The organism is Pseudomonas sp. S04, assembly GCF_009834545.1.
GTDB lineage: Bacteria > Pseudomonadota > Gammaproteobacteria > Pseudomonadales > Pseudomonadaceae > Aquipseudomonas.
In genome coordinates, this window is the sequence record NZ_CP019427.1 from 864320 (window position 1) to 880988 (window position 16669).

15 protein-coding genes and 2 tRNA genes are annotated in these 16669 nt (G+C 58.8%); 16 read left to right on the plus strand and 1 reads right to left on the minus strand.

What is annotated here, in order from left to right:
- Positions 1-60 precede the first annotated feature (60 nt).
- The 6 genes from dnaJ to PspS04_RS03685 all read left to right on the plus strand — a co-directional run bounded on the left by dnaJ (position 61) and on the right by PspS04_RS03685 (position 7643).
- Positions 61-1185: a molecular chaperone DnaJ gene (gene dnaJ, locus PspS04_RS03660; RefSeq protein ID WP_095169475.1), complete on the plus strand. Its 1125-nt coding sequence runs from the start codon at positions 61-63 to the stop codon at positions 1183-1185.
- A 10-nt stretch (positions 1186-1195) separates the two neighbouring features.
- Entirely contained in the window at positions 1196-2002 is an 807-nt protein-coding gene (gene dapB, locus PspS04_RS03665; RefSeq protein WP_095169474.1) for a 4-hydroxy-tetrahydrodipicolinate reductase, read from the plus strand.
- A 258-nt stretch (positions 2003-2260) separates the two neighbouring features.
- On the plus strand, positions 2261-3397 hold the full coding sequence (gene carA, locus PspS04_RS03670; protein ID WP_095169473.1) for a glutamine-hydrolyzing carbamoyl-phosphate synthase small subunit: 1137 nt from the start codon (positions 2261-2263) through the stop codon (positions 3395-3397).
- A gap of 118 nt (positions 3398-3515) precedes the next feature.
- Positions 3516-6737, plus strand: a complete 3222-nt coding sequence (gene carB, locus PspS04_RS03675) for a carbamoyl-phosphate synthase large subunit (protein ID WP_095169472.1) — start codon at positions 3516-3518, stop codon at positions 6735-6737.
- Positions 6734-7210: a transcription elongation factor GreA gene (greA, locus tag PspS04_RS03680; protein ID WP_095169471.1), complete on the plus strand. Its 477-nt coding sequence runs from the start codon at positions 6734-6736 to the stop codon at positions 7208-7210. The genes carB and greA overlap by 4 nt, the downstream gene beginning before the upstream one ends.
- 28 nt (positions 7211-7238) lie before the next feature.
- On the plus strand, positions 7239-7643 hold the full coding sequence (locus PspS04_RS03685) for an MFS transporter (protein WP_095169470.1): 405 nt from the start codon (positions 7239-7241) through the stop codon (positions 7641-7643).
- Between the two features lie 9 nt (positions 7644-7652).
- Here the strand turns inward: PspS04_RS03685 and PspS04_RS03690 are convergent, their stop codons facing one another.
- Positions 7653-7961 carry a YhbY family RNA-binding protein gene (locus PspS04_RS03690; protein ID WP_095169469.1) on the minus strand — a complete coding sequence of 103 codons (309 nt, stop codon included), beginning with the start codon at positions 7959-7961 and terminating at the stop codon, positions 7653-7655.
- Between the two features lie 101 nt (positions 7962-8062).
- Here PspS04_RS03690 and rlmE point away from each other — a divergent pair, with 101 nt between their 5' ends.
- The 10 genes from rlmE to nusA all read left to right on the plus strand — a co-directional run bounded on the left by rlmE (position 8063) and on the right by nusA (position 16648).
- Positions 8063-8692: a 23S rRNA (uridine(2552)-2'-O)-methyltransferase RlmE gene (gene rlmE / locus PspS04_RS03695; protein WP_095169468.1), complete on the plus strand. Its 630-nt coding sequence runs from the start codon at positions 8063-8065 to the stop codon at positions 8690-8692.
- A gap of 202 nt (positions 8693-8894) precedes the next feature.
- Positions 8895-10805: an ATP-dependent zinc metalloprotease FtsH gene (gene ftsH, locus PspS04_RS03700; RefSeq protein WP_159993700.1), complete on the plus strand. Its 1911-nt coding sequence runs from the start codon at positions 8895-8897 to the stop codon at positions 10803-10805.
- An 8-nt stretch (positions 10806-10813) separates the two neighbouring features.
- The gene (folP, locus tag PspS04_RS03705) at positions 10814-11665 is read left to right on the plus strand and encodes a dihydropteroate synthase (protein ID WP_159993702.1); all 852 of its coding nucleotides are present in this window, start codon (positions 10814-10816) and stop codon (positions 11663-11665) included.
- 16 nt (positions 11666-11681) lie between these two features.
- Positions 11682-13019: a phosphoglucosamine mutase gene (gene glmM / locus PspS04_RS03710; protein WP_159993704.1), complete on the plus strand. Its 1338-nt coding sequence runs from the start codon at positions 11682-11684 to the stop codon at positions 13017-13019.
- Positions 13020-13085: 66 nt separating this feature from the next.
- Entirely contained in the window at positions 13086-13841 is a 756-nt protein-coding gene (gene tpiA / locus PspS04_RS03715; RefSeq protein ID WP_095169464.1) for a triose-phosphate isomerase, read from the plus strand.
- A 4-nt stretch (positions 13842-13845) separates the two neighbouring features.
- Positions 13846-14229 (plus strand): preprotein translocase subunit SecG, encoded by a 384-nt coding sequence (gene secG, locus PspS04_RS03720; protein ID WP_095081642.1) that lies wholly within the window; start codon positions 13846-13848, stop codon positions 14227-14229.
- A 22-nt stretch (positions 14230-14251) separates the two neighbouring features.
- A tRNA-Leu gene (locus PspS04_RS03725) sits at positions 14252-14337 on the plus strand.
- Between the two features lie 96 nt (positions 14338-14433).
- Positions 14434-14510 (plus strand) — tRNA-Met (locus tag PspS04_RS03730).
- Positions 14511-14648: 138 nt separating this feature from the next.
- Positions 14649-15107 carry a ribosome maturation factor RimP gene (gene rimP, locus PspS04_RS03735; RefSeq protein WP_159987310.1) on the plus strand — a complete coding sequence of 153 codons (459 nt, stop codon included), beginning with the start codon at positions 14649-14651 and terminating at the stop codon, positions 15105-15107.
- A 59-nt stretch (positions 15108-15166) separates the two neighbouring features.
- Positions 15167-16648 carry a transcription termination factor NusA gene (nusA, locus tag PspS04_RS03740; RefSeq protein ID WP_071485563.1) on the plus strand — a complete coding sequence of 494 codons (1482 nt, stop codon included), beginning with the start codon at positions 15167-15169 and terminating at the stop codon, positions 16646-16648.
- The last annotated feature ends 21 nt before the right edge of the window (positions 16649-16669 follow it).

The following is a 16669-nucleotide window of genomic DNA, read 5'->3' on the forward strand; positions in this document are numbered from 1 at the left end:
CAACGAGTTTGGCAAGGCTCAGGAGGGGTTTGCCGGACGTCCTTAAGAGTGCAAAGACTTATGGCAAAGCGTGACTATTACGAAGTGTTGGGTGTCGAGCGTGGCACGAGCGAAGCAGACCTGAAGAAGGCCTACCGTCGCTTGGCGATGAAGCATCACCCGGACCGTAATCCTGACGACAAAGCGTCGGAAGAAATGTTCAAGGAGGCCAACGAGGCCTACGAAGTACTGTCCGATTCCAGCAAGCGCGCGGCGTACGACCAGTATGGTCATGCCGGTGTCGACCCAAGCATGGGTGGCGGCGGTGCCGGTTTCGGCGGGCAGAACTTCTCTGACATCTTTGGTGATGTGTTCAGTGATTTCTTTGGTGGTGGTCGTGGCGGTTCCCGTGGCGGCGCGCAGCGCGGCAGCGACCTGCGCTACACCCTGGAGCTGAACCTGGAAGAAGCGGTGCGCGGCACGACCGTGAATATCCGGGTTCCGACGCTGGTCAACTGCCAGCCGTGCGACGGTTCGGGCGCCAAGAAGGGCTCCTCGCCCGTGACGTGCCCAACCTGCGGCGGTATCGGCCAGGTGCGCATGCAGCAAGGGTTCTTCTCGGTGCAGCAAACCTGCCCGCGCTGCCACGGCCAGGGCAAGATCATTTCCGACCCGTGCAACTCCTGCAACGGCGAAGGGCGTGTCGAAGAGTACAAGACCCTGTCGGTGAAAGTGCCGGCGGGCGTTGATACTGGTGATCGCATCCGCCTGTCGGGTGAGGGTGAGGCGGGGACCCAGGGTGGGCCGACCGGCGACCTGTACGTGGTGATCAACGTGCGCGAGCACTCGATCTTCCAGCGCGACGGCAAGCACTTGTTCTGTGAAGTGCCAATCAGCTTTGTCGATGCTGCCTTGGGCGGCGAGCTGGAGATTCCGACTCTCGATGGTCGGGTCAAGCTGAAGATCCCTGAGGGTACGCAAACCGGCAAGCAGTTCCGCGTGCGTGGCAAAGGCGTTGCGCCGGTGCGTGGCGGTGGTGCTGGCGACCTGATGTGCCGTGTGGCGGTCGAGACTCCGGTCAACCTGAGTCGTCGTCAGCGTGAATTGCTGGAAGAGTTCCGCAGCTCCCTGGCGGATGACAACAGCCACTCGCCGAAAACCACGGGTTGGTTCGAAGGCGTGAAGCGTTTCTTCGGCGACCTGTAAGGAATCTGGTATGCGACGTATAGCTGTGATGGGCGCTGCTGGGCGCATGGGCAAGATTCTGGTGGAGGCGGTGCAGCAGCGCGCACCGCTCACTGGCCTGACGGCGGCCATCGTGCGCCCTGGCAGCACGCTGATCGGCGTGGATGCCGGTGAGCTGGCGTCGCTGGGGCGGATCGGGGTGTCCCTGGTGGGCAACCTGGAGGTCGTGGCGCAGGAGTTCGATGTGTTGATCGACTTCACGCTGCCGGAAGTCATGCTCAAGAACCTGGCGTTCTGCCGCAAGGCAGGCAAGGCCATGGTCATCGGCACGACGGGCCTGGACGCCGCGCAGAAGCAGGTGCTGGCCGAGGCGGGCAAGGATATTCCGATCGTGTTTGCGGCCAACTTCAGCGTCGGGGTCAACCTGTCGCTCAAGCTGCTGGATATGGCAGCGCGGGTGTTGGGTGATGATGCCGATATCGAGATCATCGAGGCTCATCACCGGCACAAGATCGATGCGCCATCCGGCACGGCGCTGCGCATGGGCGAGGTGATTGCCGATGCGCTGGGGCGTGACCTGCAGAAAGTCGCGGTCTACGGTCGTGAAGGCCATACCGGCGCTCGTGAGCGCGAGACCATCGGCTTTGCCACCGTGCGCGGTGGTGATGTGGTAGGTGATCACACAGTGCTGTTCGCCTGCGAGGGTGAGCGCCTGGAGGTGACTCACAAGGCTTCCAGTCGCATGACCTTCGCCAAGGGCGCGGTGCGTGCTGCGCTATGGCTCGATGGTCGCGAGCCGGGCCTGTATGACATGCAAGACGTGCTCGATTTGCGTTAAGATGTGCCCGAAATCGGGTTCGAACCCTGCGTTCGAGCCCGTTTTTCCCCGCCAAGCGACGCCCTGTCGCATTCTCTAGCCTTTCAGGCTCATTGGCGGTAGACCAAAAATGCCTTTTTCTGTAAGCTACAGCTTTAGTGTGTCCACTAAAAGCGCGCAGAATAATTCAGTGAAGAAGCGGGGTGACGTGTCCATACGTCACTCCGCTTTTTTACAACCTGCGATCGCCCCTTCAGGCTTTATTTACGGGAGGTCTTCTTGACTAAGCCAGCCATACTCGCCCTTGCTGATGGCAGCATTTTTCGCGGCGAAGCCATTGGAGCCGACGGTCAAACCGTTGGAGAGGTGGTGTTTAACACCGCCATGACCGGCTATCAGGAAATCCTTACCGATCCTTCCTACGCCCAACAGATCGTTACCCTGACTTACCCGCATATTGGCAACACTGGCACCACGCCAGAAGATGCCGAGTCCGACCGCGTATGGTCTGCCGGCCTGGTCATCCGTGACCTGCCTCTGGTTGCGAGCAACTGGCGTAACACCATGTCCCTGTCCGACTACCTGAAAGCCAACAATGTGGTGGCTATTGCTGGTATCGACACCCGCCGCCTGACACGCATCCTGCGTGAGAAAGGCGCGCAGAACGGCTGCATCATGGCTGGTGACAATATCTCTGAAGAAGCCGCTCTGGCAGCAGCGCGCGGTTTCCCAGGCCTGAAGGGCATGGACCTGGCGAAAGTCGTCAGCACCAAAGAGCAATATGAATGGCGCTCGACTGTCTGGGACTTGAAAACCGACAGCCACGCGACCATCGAAGCCAGTGAGTTGCCCCATCACGTGGTGGCTTACGACTACGGCGTCAAGCTGAACATCTTGCGCATGCTGGTCGAGCGCGGCTGCCGCGTCACCGTGGTGCCGGCGCAAACCCCGGCGGCCGACGTCCTGGCCCTCAAGCCAGACGGCGTGTTCCTGTCCAACGGCCCGGGTGACCCGGAGCCTTGCGACTACGCGATCCAGGCGATCAAGGAAGTCCTTGAAACCGAGATCCCGGTGTTCGGTATCTGCCTCGGTCACCAACTGCTGGCCCTGGCCTCCGGTGCCAAGACCCTGAAAATGGGCCACGGCCACCACGGTGCCAACCACCCGGTCCAGGACCTGGACAGCGGTGTGGTGATGATCACCAGCCAGAACCACGGTTTTGCCGTGGACGAAGCGACCCTGCCAGCCAACGTGCGTGCGATCCACAAATCGCTGTTCGACGGCACCCTGCAAGGTATCGAGCGTACCGACAAGAGCGCCTTCAGCTTCCAGGGTCACCCTGAAGCCAGCCCTGGCCCGAACGACGTAGCGCCACTGTTCGATCGCTTCATCAACGAGATGGCCAAGCGTCGCTGAGCGCGGGCCTAGATGTAGCAAAGCCTGGGGGTGGCCACCGCTGCGGTGACCCCCTCAAGGCTTCACAGATTGAACAAGACGGCTTGCCGACTGACCTGCGGATTTGAGTGACAAACCCATGCCAAAACGTACAGACATTAAAAGCATCCTGATTCTCGGCGCTGGCCCGATCGTTATCGGCCAGGCCTGCGAATTCGACTACTCCGGCGCTCAGGCCTGCAAAGCCCTGCGCGAAGAGGGTTACCGCGTCATCCTGGTGAACTCCAACCCAGCCACCATCATGACCGACCCGGCCATGGCTGACGCCACCTACATCGAACCGATCAAGTGGCAGACCGTTGCCAAGATCATCGAGAAAGAGCGTCCAGATGCACTGCTGCCAACCATGGGCGGCCAGACCGCGCTGAACTGCGCCCTGGACCTGGAGCGCGAAGGCGTTCTGGAAAAATTCGGTGTGGAAATGATCGGCGCCAACGCCGACACCATCGATAAGGCTGAAGATCGTTCGCGTTTCGACAAGGCGATGAAATCCATCGGCCTGGACTGCCCGCGCTCCGGTATCGCCCACAGCATGGAAGAGGCCAATGCGGTCCTCGAGAAGCTGGGCTTCCCGTGCATCATCCGTCCGTCCTTCACCATGGGCGGCACCGGTGGCGGTATCGCTTACAACCGTGAAGAGTTCGAAGAAATCTGTGCCCGTGGCCTGGACCTGTCGCCGACCAAGGAACTGCTGATCGACGAATCCCTGATCGGCTGGAAAGAGTACGAAATGGAGGTTGTCCGCGATAAGAAGGACAACTGCATCATCGTCTGCTCGATCGAAAACTTCGACCCGATGGGCGTGCACACCGGTGACTCGATCACTGTTGCGCCAGCACAGACCCTGACGGACAAGGAATACCAGATCCTGCGTAACGCCTCCCTGGCGGTACTGCGCGAGATCGGCGTGGAAACCGGTGGTTCCAACGTACAGTTCGGTATCTGCCCGGACACAGGCCGCATGGTTGTCATCGAGATGAACCCGCGTGTGTCCCGTTCCTCGGCACTCGCTTCCAAGGCTACCGGCTTCCCGATCGCCAAGGTCGCGGCCAAGCTGGCGGTCGGCTACACCCTCGACGAGCTGTCGAACGACATCACCGGCGGCAAGACCCCGGCGTCCTTCGAGCCGTCCATCGACTACGTCGTGACCAAGCTGCCGCGTTTCGCCTTCGAGAAATTCGCCAAGGCTGACGCGCGCCTGACCACGCAGATGAAGTCGGTTGGTGAAGTCATGGCCATCGGCCGGACCTTCCAGGAATCCCTGCAGAAAGCCCTGCGCGGCCTGGAAGTCGGCGTCTGCGGCCTGGACGAGAAAGTTGACCTGAGCAACCCGGAAAGCATGAGCGTGCTCAAGCGCGAGCTGACCGTGCCGGGTGCCGAGCGTATCTGGTACGTGGCGGACGCAATGCGCTCCGGCATGAGTGTTGACGACATCTTCAGCATGACCATGATCGATCGTTGGTTCCTGGTGCAGATGGAAGATCTGATCAAGGACGAAGAGAAGGTCAAGACCCTGGGTCTGACCAGCATCGACCGCGACCTGATGTTCCGTCTCAAGCGCAAAGGCTTCTCCGACATGCGCCTGGCCAAGCTGCTGGGTGTGACCGAGAAGGCCCTGCGCCGTCACCGCCACAAGCTCGAGGTGTACCCGGTCTACAAGCGCGTTGATACCTGCGCGGCCGAGTTCGCCACCGACACCGCCTACCTGTACTCGACCTACGAGGAGGAGTGCGAGGCTGCGCCATCGGGTCGCGACAAGATCATGATCCTGGGCGGCGGTCCAAACCGTATCGGCCAGGGCATCGAGTTCGACTACTGCTGCGTTCACGCGGCACTGGCGCTGCGCGACGACGGGTACGAGACCATCATGGTCAACTGCAACCCGGAAACTGTTTCCACTGACTACGACACTTCCGATCGCCTGTACTTCGAACCGGTGACCCTGGAAGACGTGCTGGAAATCGTCCGCGTCGAGAAGCCTAAAGGTGTGATCGTCCAGTACGGCGGCCAGACCCCGCTGAAACTGGCGCGTGCCCTTGAAGAGGCTGGCGTACCGATCATCGGCACCAGCCCTGACGCCATCGACCGCGCTGAAGACCGTGAGCGCTTCCAGCAGATGGTCGAGCGCCTGAATCTGCGTCAGCCGCCTAACGCTACCGTGCGCAGCGAAGACGAAGCCATTCGCGCCGCCGGCAAGATCGGTTACCCGCTGGTGGTGCGTCCGTCCTACGTACTGGGCGGCCGTGCGATGGAAATCGTCTACGAAGAAGAAGAGCTCAAGCGCTACCTGCGTGACGCGGTGAAAGTGTCCAACGACAGCCCAGTGCTGCTCGACCACTTCCTCAACTGCGCCATCGAAATGGACGTGGATGCGGTCTGTGACGGCACCGACGTGGTGATCGGCGCGATCATGCAGCACATCGAGCAGGCCGGCGTTCACTCCGGTGACTCCGCGTGCTCGCTGCCGCCGTACTCGCTGCCGGCGCACATTCAGGACGAGATGCGCGAACAGGTCAAGAAAATGGCCCTGGAACTGGGCGTGGTCGGCTTGATGAACGTACAGTTGGCGCTGCAAGGCGACGACATCTACGTGATCGAAGTCAACCCGCGTGCTTCGCGTACCGTGCCGTTCGTGTCCAAGTGCATCGGTGTTTCCCTGGCCATGATCGCGGCTCGCGTGATGGCCGGTAAGACCCTGAAGGAAATCGGCTTCACCAAGGAAATCATTCCTAACTTCTACAGCGTGAAAGAGGCGGTGTTCCCATTCGCCAAATTCCCTGGCGTTGACCCGATCCTGGGCCCAGAGATGAAGTCCACCGGTGAAGTGATGGGCGTGGGTGACACCTTCGGTGAAGCGTTCGCCAAGGCCCAGATGGGCGCCAGCGAAGTGCTGCCGACCGGCGGTACCGCGTTCATCAGCGTGCGTGACGACGACAAGCCACTGGTTGCCGGCGTAGCGCGTGATCTGATCAGCCTGGGCTTTGAAGTGGTTGCCACTGCCGGGACAGCCAAGCTGATCGAAGCTGCTGGCCTGAAAGTGCGTCGTGTGAACAAGGTGACCGAAGGTCGTCCGCACGTGGTCGACATGATCAAGAATGACGAAGTCACGCTGATCATCAACACCACCGAAGGCCGTCAGTCGATCGCTGATTCCTATTCCATTCGTCGTAATGCCTTGCAGCACAAGATCTACTGCACCACTACCATTGCTGCTGGCGAAGCCATCTGCGAAGCGTTGAAGTTCGGTCCCGAGAAGACCGTGCGCCGCTTGCAGGATCTACACGCAGGATTGAAGGCATGATCAAATACCCAATGACCGTCCAGGGCGCGCGCGCCCTGGAAGAAGAGCACACTCACCTGACCAAGGTCGTACGTCCAAAGCTTAGCCAGGACATCGGTACGGCCCGCGAGCTGGGTGACTTGAAGGAAAACGCCGAGTACCACGCTGCCCGCGAGCAGCAGGGTATGGTCGAGGCGCGGATTCGTGACATTGAAGGCCGGATTCAGAACCAGGTCATCATCGATGTCACGAGCATCCCGCACACTGGCAAAGTGATTTTCGGCACTACCGTGGAAATCGCCAACGTCGAGACGGATGAGCGCGTTACTTACCACATCGTGGGTGAGGACGAGGCTGACTTCAAACTCGGCAAGATTTCCGTCGGTTCGCCCTTGGCCCGCGCCTTGATTGCCAAGGAGGAGGGTGATGTGGTGGCGGTCAAGACGCCTGGTGGCGTGATCGAGTATGAGATTGTCGAAGTCCGCCATATCTGAAGGCTGGCGCCCGCTGCGTGCGGGCGCCATGCTCTGGCAGCTGACCCAGATGTTGTGGGTTGGCGGCCTGTGGCTGCTGCATTTGGGTTTGCTGCCGGTGCTGGGCCAGATTGGCCTGGCGCCGCTGCTGATCAATGAAATTTCAAGCATGCTGAATACGCTGCTGGTGGGTTTTTCAGCGGCGTGCGTGGTTTCTCAGGTTTTGGTGCTGGTTCAGGCCAAGGGCCTTGTCAGTCTATGGCGCGATATTCGCGGGCAACTGCTGTTGATGGCGTTGTATGCAAGCACGATGTACCTGGTGGTACGCATGCAATGGCCGGAGGCGGAGCATTGGCTGTTGTTCAGTTACCTGGTGCTGGGGTTTTCCGGTTTGCTGCTGGTGCTGCAGCCGGTGCCAGGATGGGGTGGCAGGGTGCGCGAAGCACACCCTTGACCCGTTTCATCACTTGAAGCGGTGGACGTTCGACAGTTGCTTGTTTACGCTGAAGTTCTTGCGGTAAATCAGCGCCATCTTGCCGATGACCTGTACCAGGTCCGCCTTGCCGACCTTGCACAGTTCGGCAATGGCAGCCAGGCGCGATTCGCGATCGAGGATGTTGAGCTTGATCTTGATCAGTTCGTGATCGCCCAATGCGCGTTCCAGCTCGGCTAACACACCTTCAGTCAAACCGTTGTCAGCCACCGTCAAAACTGGTTTCAGATGGTGGCCAATGGATTTGTACTGTTTCTTCTGCTCTTGAGTGAGCGGCATAATCTGACCCTTTAGTCTGGATTCTGTAAAATGGCGGCCATTTTACCCGAGGGTGCGTGGATCCGCCCAATTAATCACGACCCTTATCATCGAGGTGCCCAATGGCGCGTTCCAAGACAAGCCTTGGTTGGCTGAAAAGACATGTCAATGATCCCTATGTGAAGCAGGCGCAGAAGGATGGCTACCGTTCGCGTGCCAGTTACAAGCTTCTGGAGGTCCAGGAGAAATACAAGCTGATCCGTCCGGGCATGAGCGTTGTCGACCTGGGTGCAGCGCCCGGTGGCTGGTCGCAGGTCACCAGTCGGCTGATTGGTGGTCAGGGGCGCTTGATCGCCTCGGACATCCTGGAAATGGACAGCATTCCGGACGTGACCTTCATCCAGGGTGACTTCACCCAGGACGCAGTGCTCGCGCAGATCCTTGAGGCCGTGGGTAATTCGCAGGTGGACCTTGTGATTTCCGATATGGCCCCCAATATGAGTGGTACGCCTGAGGTAGACATGCCAAAAGCCATGTTCCTTTGTGAGCTGGCGCTTGATTTGGCCGCCCGGATACTCAAGCCCGGTGGCAATTTTGTGATCAAGGTTTTTCAGGGTGAAGGGTTTGACGCTTACGTGAAGGACGCTCGTCAGAAGTTCGACAAGGTCCAGATGATCAAGCCGGACTCTTCCCGTGGCAGTTCCCGCGAGCAATATATGCTGGCTTGGGGCTACCGCGGCCGTAGTGAGTAAAACGAGGTTTTTTTGCGGGGCGATAGGTTTTTAGTATTTCGCCCCACAAGCAATAGCGAATATTGTGTAGTCAATGTTTCACAAAGGGTTACAGACGGCGCCTGCCAGAGCTGTAGGTAATGTAGTAAGTTAGGCCGGTGAATATCATGCGAAGCGCGCGCCAGTTGCGGAGCTTGCTTCAGAGGGTAGTTAATTGAACGATATGGCAAAGAATCTTATCCTGTGGTTGATCATCGCGGCTGTCCTGGTGACGGTGATGAACAACTTCTCCAGCCCTAACGAGCCACAGACCCTCAACTATTCCGACTTCATCCAGCAGGTCAAGGATGGCAAGGTCGAGCGCGTAGCCGTGGACGGTTATGTCATCACTGGCAAGCGCAATGATGGCGACAGCTTCAAGACCATTCGTCCGGCCATTCAGGACAACGGTCTGATCGGCGACCTCGTGGATAACCACGTGGTAGTCGAAGGCAAGCAGCCTGAGCAGCAAAGTATCTGGACCCAACTGTTGGTTGCCAGCTTCCCGATCCTGGTGATCATTGCCGTGTTCATGTTCTTCATGCGCCAGATGCAAGGCGGTGCAGGTGGCAAGGGCGGGCCGATGAGCTTCGGCAAGAGCAAGGCGCGCCTGCTCTCCGAAGATCAAGTGAAAACCACCTTGGCTGACGTTGCTGGTTGCGACGAAGCCAAGGAAGAAGTCGGCGAGTTGGTCGAGTTCCTGCGAGATCCGGGCAAGTTCCAGCGCCTGGGTGGCCGCATTCCCCGTGGTGTGCTGATGGTTGGCCCGCCAGGTACCGGTAAAACCCTGCTGGCCAAGGCCATTGCCGGCGAAGCCAAGGTGCCGTTCTTCACCATCTCTGGTTCCGACTTCGTCGAAATGTTCGTGGGTGTGGGTGCCAGCCGTGTTCGTGACATGTTTGAACAGGCGAAAAAGCACGCACCTTGCATCATCTTCATCGATGAGATCGACGCTGTCGGTCGCCATCGTGGTGCTGGCATGGGCGGTGGTCACGACGAGCGTGAGCAGACTCTCAACCAGTTGCTGGTGGAGATGGACGGCTTCGAAATGAATGACGGCATCATCGTCATTGCCGCGACCAACCGTCCGGACGTACTCGACCCGGCGCTGCTGCGTCCGGGCCGTTTCGACCGCCAGGTGGTGGTCGGCCTGCCAGATATCCGTGGTCGCGAGCAGATCCTCAAGGTTCACATGCGTAAAGTGCCAATGGGTGACGACGTCGCTCCAGCGGTGATCGCCCGTGGTACCCCGGGTTTCTCCGGTGCCGACCTGGCCAACCTGGTGAACGAGGCATCGCTGTTCGCTGCCCGTACTGGCAAGCGCATCGTCGAGATGAAGGAATTCGAACTGGCCAAGGACAAGATCATGATGGGCGCCGAGCGCAAATCCATGGTCATGTCCGAGAAAGAAAAGCGCAACACTGCTTATCACGAAGCGGGTCACGCAATTGTCGGTCGTGTCGTGCCTGAACACGATCCGGTCTACAAGGTTTCGATCATTCCCCGTGGTCGTGCGCTGGGCGTGACCATGTTCCTGCCGGAAGAAGATCGCTACAGCCTGTCCAAGCGTGCGCTGATCAGCCAGATCTGCTCGTTGTATGGTGGCCGTATCGCCGAGGAAATGACCCTGGGCTTCGACGGTGTTACCACTGGTGCCTCGAACGACATCATGCGTGCCAGCCAGATTGCACGGAACATGGTGACCAAGTGGGGTCTGTCGGAAAAACTCGGTCCTCTGATGTACGCCGAAGAAGAGGGTGAGGTATTCCTCGGTCGTGGTGGCGGTGGTCAGCACGCCAGTTTCTCGGGTGAGACGGCGAAGCTGATCGACTCGGAAGTGCGCAGCATCATTGACCAGTGCTATGGCACCGCCAAGCAGATCCTGACGGACAACCGCGACAAGCTCGACGCGATGGCCGACGCACTAATGAAGTACGAAACCATCGATGCCGATCAAATCGACGACATCATGGCGGGCCGCACGCCGCGTGAACCGCGTGACTGGTCTGGTGGCACGGGCACTTCCGGTACGCCTCCTGTAGTCCAGGATGAGCGTCCGCAAACCCCTATCGGCGGCCCGGCTGCTGACGTTTAAGGTTTGAAATGACTCTTGTACAGTCCTCAACCCGGTTGCCTTGCGGCAACCGGGTTCTTGATTTGGCCCATACGCATGTCATGGGCATTCTCAATGTCACTCCTGATTCTTTCTCCGACGGCGGTCGTTTCAGTCAGCTCGATGCTGCCCTGAAGCACGCCGAGGCGATGGTGTCCGCGGGCGCTACCTTGATCGACGTCGGCGGTGAGTCGACTCGACCAGGTGCGCGGGCGGTCTCGCCGCTGGAGGAACTGGAGCGTGTAGCGCCGATTGTCGAGCGCCTGCACCGTGAACTAGATGTGATTATCTCGGTCGATACCTCCACGCCTGCGGTCATGCGTGAAACTGCGCGCCTGGGTGCGGGGTTGATCAATGATGTTCGCTCGCTGCGGCGCGACGGTGCGCTGGACGCTGCAGCAGCTACCGGCCTGCCGGTATGCCTGATGCATATGCTCGGCGAGCCGGGAGATATGCAGGACAACCCCCACTATGCTGATGTAACGCGCGAAGTCGCAGGATTTCTCGCCGAGCGCATGGCGCAGTGTGTTGCAGTCGGTATCCCGGTCGAGCGGATTGTTCTGGATCCCGGCTTCGGATTCGCCAAGAACCTGCAGCACAACTTGAGTCTGTTCAAGCATATGGAGGCCCTGCATGCATTGGGGCGCCCGCTGCTGGTTGGGGTGTCTCGCAAAAGCATGATAGGGCAGGCGCTTAATCGCCCGGTGGGCGAGCGACTGCATGGCGGCCTCGCGCTCGCAGCGCTGGCGATGGTCAAGGGTGCGCGAATCCTGCGTGTGCATGACGTCGCCGAAACTGTGGACGTAGTGCGAATGATCGCAGCGGTAGAATCAGCCGAATAAGAATGTTGGAGTACTTATGACTAAAAAATATTTTGGCACCGACGGTATCCGTGGTCGGGTCGGTACCTACCCGATTACTCCTGACTTCATGCTCAAGCTCGGCTGGGCTGCTGGCATGGCGTTCCGGAAAATGGGCGCCTGCAAAGTCCTGGTGGGCAAGGACACGCGTATCTCGGGATACATGTTCGAGTCGGCGCTCGAGGCCGGACTGACGTCCGCCGGGGCGGATGTGATGCTGCTGGGGCCGATGCCTACGCCCGCCATCGCCTACCTGACGCGTACCTTTCATGCTGAAGCCGGCATCGTGATCAGTGCTTCGCACAATCCTCATGACGATAACGGCATCAAGTTTTTCTCCGGACAGGGCACCAAGCTGCCGGACGACATCGAGCTGATGATCGAAGAACTGCTCGACACCCCGATGGTGGTAGTCGAGTCCAGCAAGATCGGCAAAGTGTCGCGCATCAACGATGCGTCCGGCCGCTACATTGAGTTCTGCAAAAGCAGTGTGCCGACCGGTACCAGTTTTTCCGGGCTGAAGATTGTCATCGATTGCGCCCATGGCGCGGTGTACAAGGTCGCGCCGAGTGTCTTTCGCGAGCTGGGCGCCGAAGTGGTGGTGCTCTCTGCACAACCCAATGGCCTGAACATCAATGACAACTGCGGCTCGACCCATATGGGGCAGTTGCAGGCTGCGGTCCTGGCCGAGCAAGCCGACCTGGGTATCGCCTTCGACGGTGATGGCGATCGGGTGCTGATGGTTGATCACACGGGTGCGATCGTCGACGGCGATGAGCTGTTGTTCATCATTGCCCGTGATCTGCACGAGCGTGGAATCCTGCAGGGCGGGGTAGTGGGCACGCTGATGAGTAACCTGGGGCTGGAGCTGGCCCTGGAAGAGCTGAAGATCCCGTTTGTGCGGGCCAATGTCGGTGACCGCTACGTGATTGCCGACCTGTTGGAGCGCGGCTGGAAGGTCGGGGGTGAAAACTCCGGGCATATCGTTTGCTTCAATCACACCACCACCGGTGATGCGATCATTGCTGCGTTGCAGGTGTTGATGGCCTTGAAAGATCGCGACGAAGGTCTCGCCCAGGCGCGCCAGGCGCTGCGCAAATGCCCTCAAGTATTGATCAATGTGCGCTTTGCGGGCGGGGTAAATCCTGTCGAGCACGCGGCCGTCAAGGAGGCGAGCGCCCGTGTTACCAAGGCAATGGCAGGGCGTGGTCGGGTCTTGCTGCGCAAGTCCGGTACCGAGCCGCTGGTGCGTGTGATGGTCGAAGGCGAGGATGAAACTCTGGTTCGTGGATACGCTGAAGAGCTGGCAAAACTGGTTGGTGAAGTTTCTGCCTGAATTCGGCTTGCCAGCAATGATGTGGTTGGGTAACATCTGCGCCCACTTTGACCGACGAGGTAAAGCATGCGTCGCCCTATGGTAGCTGGTAACTGGAAGATGCACGGTACCCGCGCCAGCGTCGCTGAGCTGATCGAAGGTCTCGGTGGTCTGGCCTTGCCGAGCGGTGTTGATGTCGCGGTATTCCCACCTTGCTTGTTTATCAACCAAGTGGTTGATGGCCTGGAAGGCAAGTCGATTTCGGTCGGCGCGCAGAATTCTGCGGTGGAAGCCATGCAAGGTGCACTGACGGGTGAAGTTGCGCCGAGTCAGTTGGTGGATGCAGGGTGTTCCCTGGTGCTTGTAGGGCACTCCGAACGCCGCCAGATAATGGGCGAGCGCGACGAGATGCTGATTCGCAAGTTCGCAGCGGCACAGGCATGTGGCTTGACTCCGGTGTTGTGTGTAGGGGAAACCCTCGAGCAGCGTGAAGCCGGACAAACTCTTGAAGTTGTCGGGCGTCAGCTGGACAGCATCATCGAGGAGCTGGGTGTTGGTGTCTTTGCCAAGGCAGTCATTGCTTACGAGCCGGTCTGGGCCATTGGCACCGGGCTGACTGCTTCGCCGCAACAAGCGCAGGATGTGCATGCAGCCATTCGCGCGCAGTTGGCGGCAAAGAATTCTGAAGTCGCACAAGGTGTGCGGCTTCTATACGGCGGCAGCGTGAAGGCGGCCAATGCGGTCGAACTGTTCGGCATGCCGGATATCGATGGGGGGCTCATTGGTGGGGCTTCCCTGAATGCAGATGAGTTCGGTGCGATTATTCGTGCCGCGGGAAACTGAGAAAATGCTGGAAACAGTCGTAGTCGTTTTTCATCTGCTGGGTGCATTGGGCGTAGTTGCTCTGGTATTGCTGCAGCAGGGTAAGGGTGCGGACGCTGGCGCGTCTTTCGGAGCAGGTGCTTCAAATACTGTGTTCGGAAGCCAAGGTTCCTCTACCTTTCTTAGTAAGTTTACTGCTATACTTGCCGCAGGTTTCTTCATAACCAGCTTAGGGTTAGGTTACTTTGCTAAAGAGAAAGCTCAACAGCTGACTCAAGTAGGTTTGCCAAACCCAGCGGTTCTTGAAGTACCAGTGCAAAAACCGGCTTCTGATGATGTACCGGTGCTTGAAGAGCAAAAGTCGGCAACTAATGCGACTGACGTACCTCCAGCTCAAGAGCAAAAGTAAGAAGGGTTTCAAACGTAGTATTGCCGAGGTGGTGGAATTGGTAGACACGCAACCTTGAGGTGGTTGTGCCCATAGGGTGTAGGGGTTCGAGTCCCCTTCTCGGTACCAATTATCAGGAGAGCCCGCTGTTGCGGGCTTTCTTGTAGGTGGAAGGTTACATTGACCCTGTCAGGGATCGGTCGTATACTTCCGCCCCAGCTTTGTCGCGGGGTGGAGCAGTCTGGTAGCTCGTCGGGCTCATAACCCGAAGGTCGTCGGTTCAAATCCGGCCCCCGCAACCAGTTTCAGGAGCCCCTTTTAAGGGGCTTTTTGTTAGCTGGACACTTTCAACGCCGCTATTCGACGGCGTTTCAGGGATGGGCTTTTCGCCCATTTTTTTATTTTGCAAAGCATGCACATACATGCACGAGGGGGTTCAGGTGTCGAGCAAGCTAGAACAGTTGCAGGCCTTGCTGGCCCCGGTGGTCGTGGCCCTAGGCTATGAATGCTGGGGTATTGAGTTTTCGGCTCAAGGTCGTCACTCCATGTTGCGCGTTTATATCGATAAAGAGGGCGGCGTGCTGGTGGACGATTGCGCCATCGTCAGCCGGCAGATCAGCGGTGTGCTGGATGTTGAAGATCCAATCGCCGTTGAGTACACCCTTGAAGTTTCCTCGCCTGGCATGGAACGCCCGCTGTTCACTATTGAGCAGTTTGCAAAATTTGCCGGTGAACAAGTGAAGATCAAGCTGCGCTCGCCTTTTGAAGGTCGACGCAACTTTCAGGGCCTTCTGCGCGGCGTAGAAGAGCAGGACGTCGTGGTGCAGGTTGAAGACCATGAGTTCCTGTTGCCGATCGATATGATCGACAAGGCCAACATTATTCCCAGTTTTGACTGAGACGTGCCAGAAACTGCGGATCCCGCGGATCCAATGGCTTGCGAAAGGCGAGGCGTACGATGAGCAAAGAAGTACTGCTGGTTGTTGAGTCGGTATCCAATGAAAAGGGCGTACCGGCTAACGTAATTTTTGAAGCGCTGGAGCTGGCCCTGGCCACTGCTACCAAGAAGCGGTTCGAGGACGAAGTCGATCTGCGTGTGGAAATCAATCGCCACACCGGTGCTTACGAGACTTTCCGTCGCTGGACGGTCGTCGAAGAAGCAGACCTGGACGACCCGGCCATCGAAACCTGGCCGAGCAAGGTTGCGCAAACGCATCCGGGCGCCCAGGTAGGCGATGTCGTCGAAGAGAAGATCGAGTCGATCGAGTTCGGCCGTATCGCGGCACAGACTGCCAAGCAAGTCATTGTGCAGAAAGTTCGCGAAGCAGAACGTGCACAAGTGGTTGATGCCTATCGCGAGCGCCTGGGGGAAATCATCTCCGGGACCGTGAAGAAAGTCACCCGCGACAACGTGATCGTCGATCTGGGCAACAACGCCGAGGCGTTGCTGGCCCGTGAAGACATCATTTCTCGCGAAACCTTCCGGGTGGGCGTGCGTCTGCGTGCGCTGCTCAAGGAAATCCGCACTGAAAACCGCGGCCCGCAGTTGATCCTGTCGCGTACCGCGCCGGAAATGCTGATCGAGTTGTTCCGCATTGAAGTGCCGGAAATCGCTGAAGGCCTGATCGAAGTAATGGCAGCCTCCCGTGACCCGGGTTCGCGTGCCAAGATCGCGGTCCGCTCGAAAGACAAACGCATCGACCCGCAGGGCGCTTGCATTGGTATGCGCGGTTCGCGTGTCCAGGCAGTGTCCGGTGAGTTGGGCGGTGAGCGTGTGGATATCGTCCTGTGGGACGACAACCCAGCGCAGTTCGTGATCAACGCCATGTCCCCGGCTGAGGTTGCGGCAATTATCGTTGACGAAGATGCCCATGCAATGGACATCGCCGTTGGCGCAGACAATCTGGCTCAGGCCATCGGTCGTGGTGGTCAGAACGTGCGTCTGGCTAGCCAGCTGACTGGCTGGACCCTGAACGTGATGACCGAATCGGACATCCAGGCTAAGCAGCAAGCAGAAACCGGCGATATCCTGCGCAACTTCATCGACGAGCTGGAAGTCGACGAAGACCTGGCACAGGTGCTGGTAGATGAGGGCTTCACTAGCCTGGAAGAGATTGCCTACGTACCGTTGGAAGAAATGCTCAACATCGACGGCTTTGACGAAGACACCGTCAACGAGCTTCGCGCTCGGGCCAAGGATCGTTTGTTGACTAAAGCCATCGCTACTGAGGAAAAGCTGGCAGACGCCCATCCGGCCGAAGACCTGCTCTCGCTTGAGGGTATGGACAAGGATTTGGCGATGGAACTGGCGGTGCGCGGCGTAATTACCCGCGAAGACCTGGCCGAGCAGTCTATTGACGACCTGCTCGACATCGACGGCATTGACGATGATCGTGCCGGCAAGTTGATCATGGCCGCCCGAGCCCATTGGTTCGAGTAATAGGCGCGGCCTGAGGAGAGA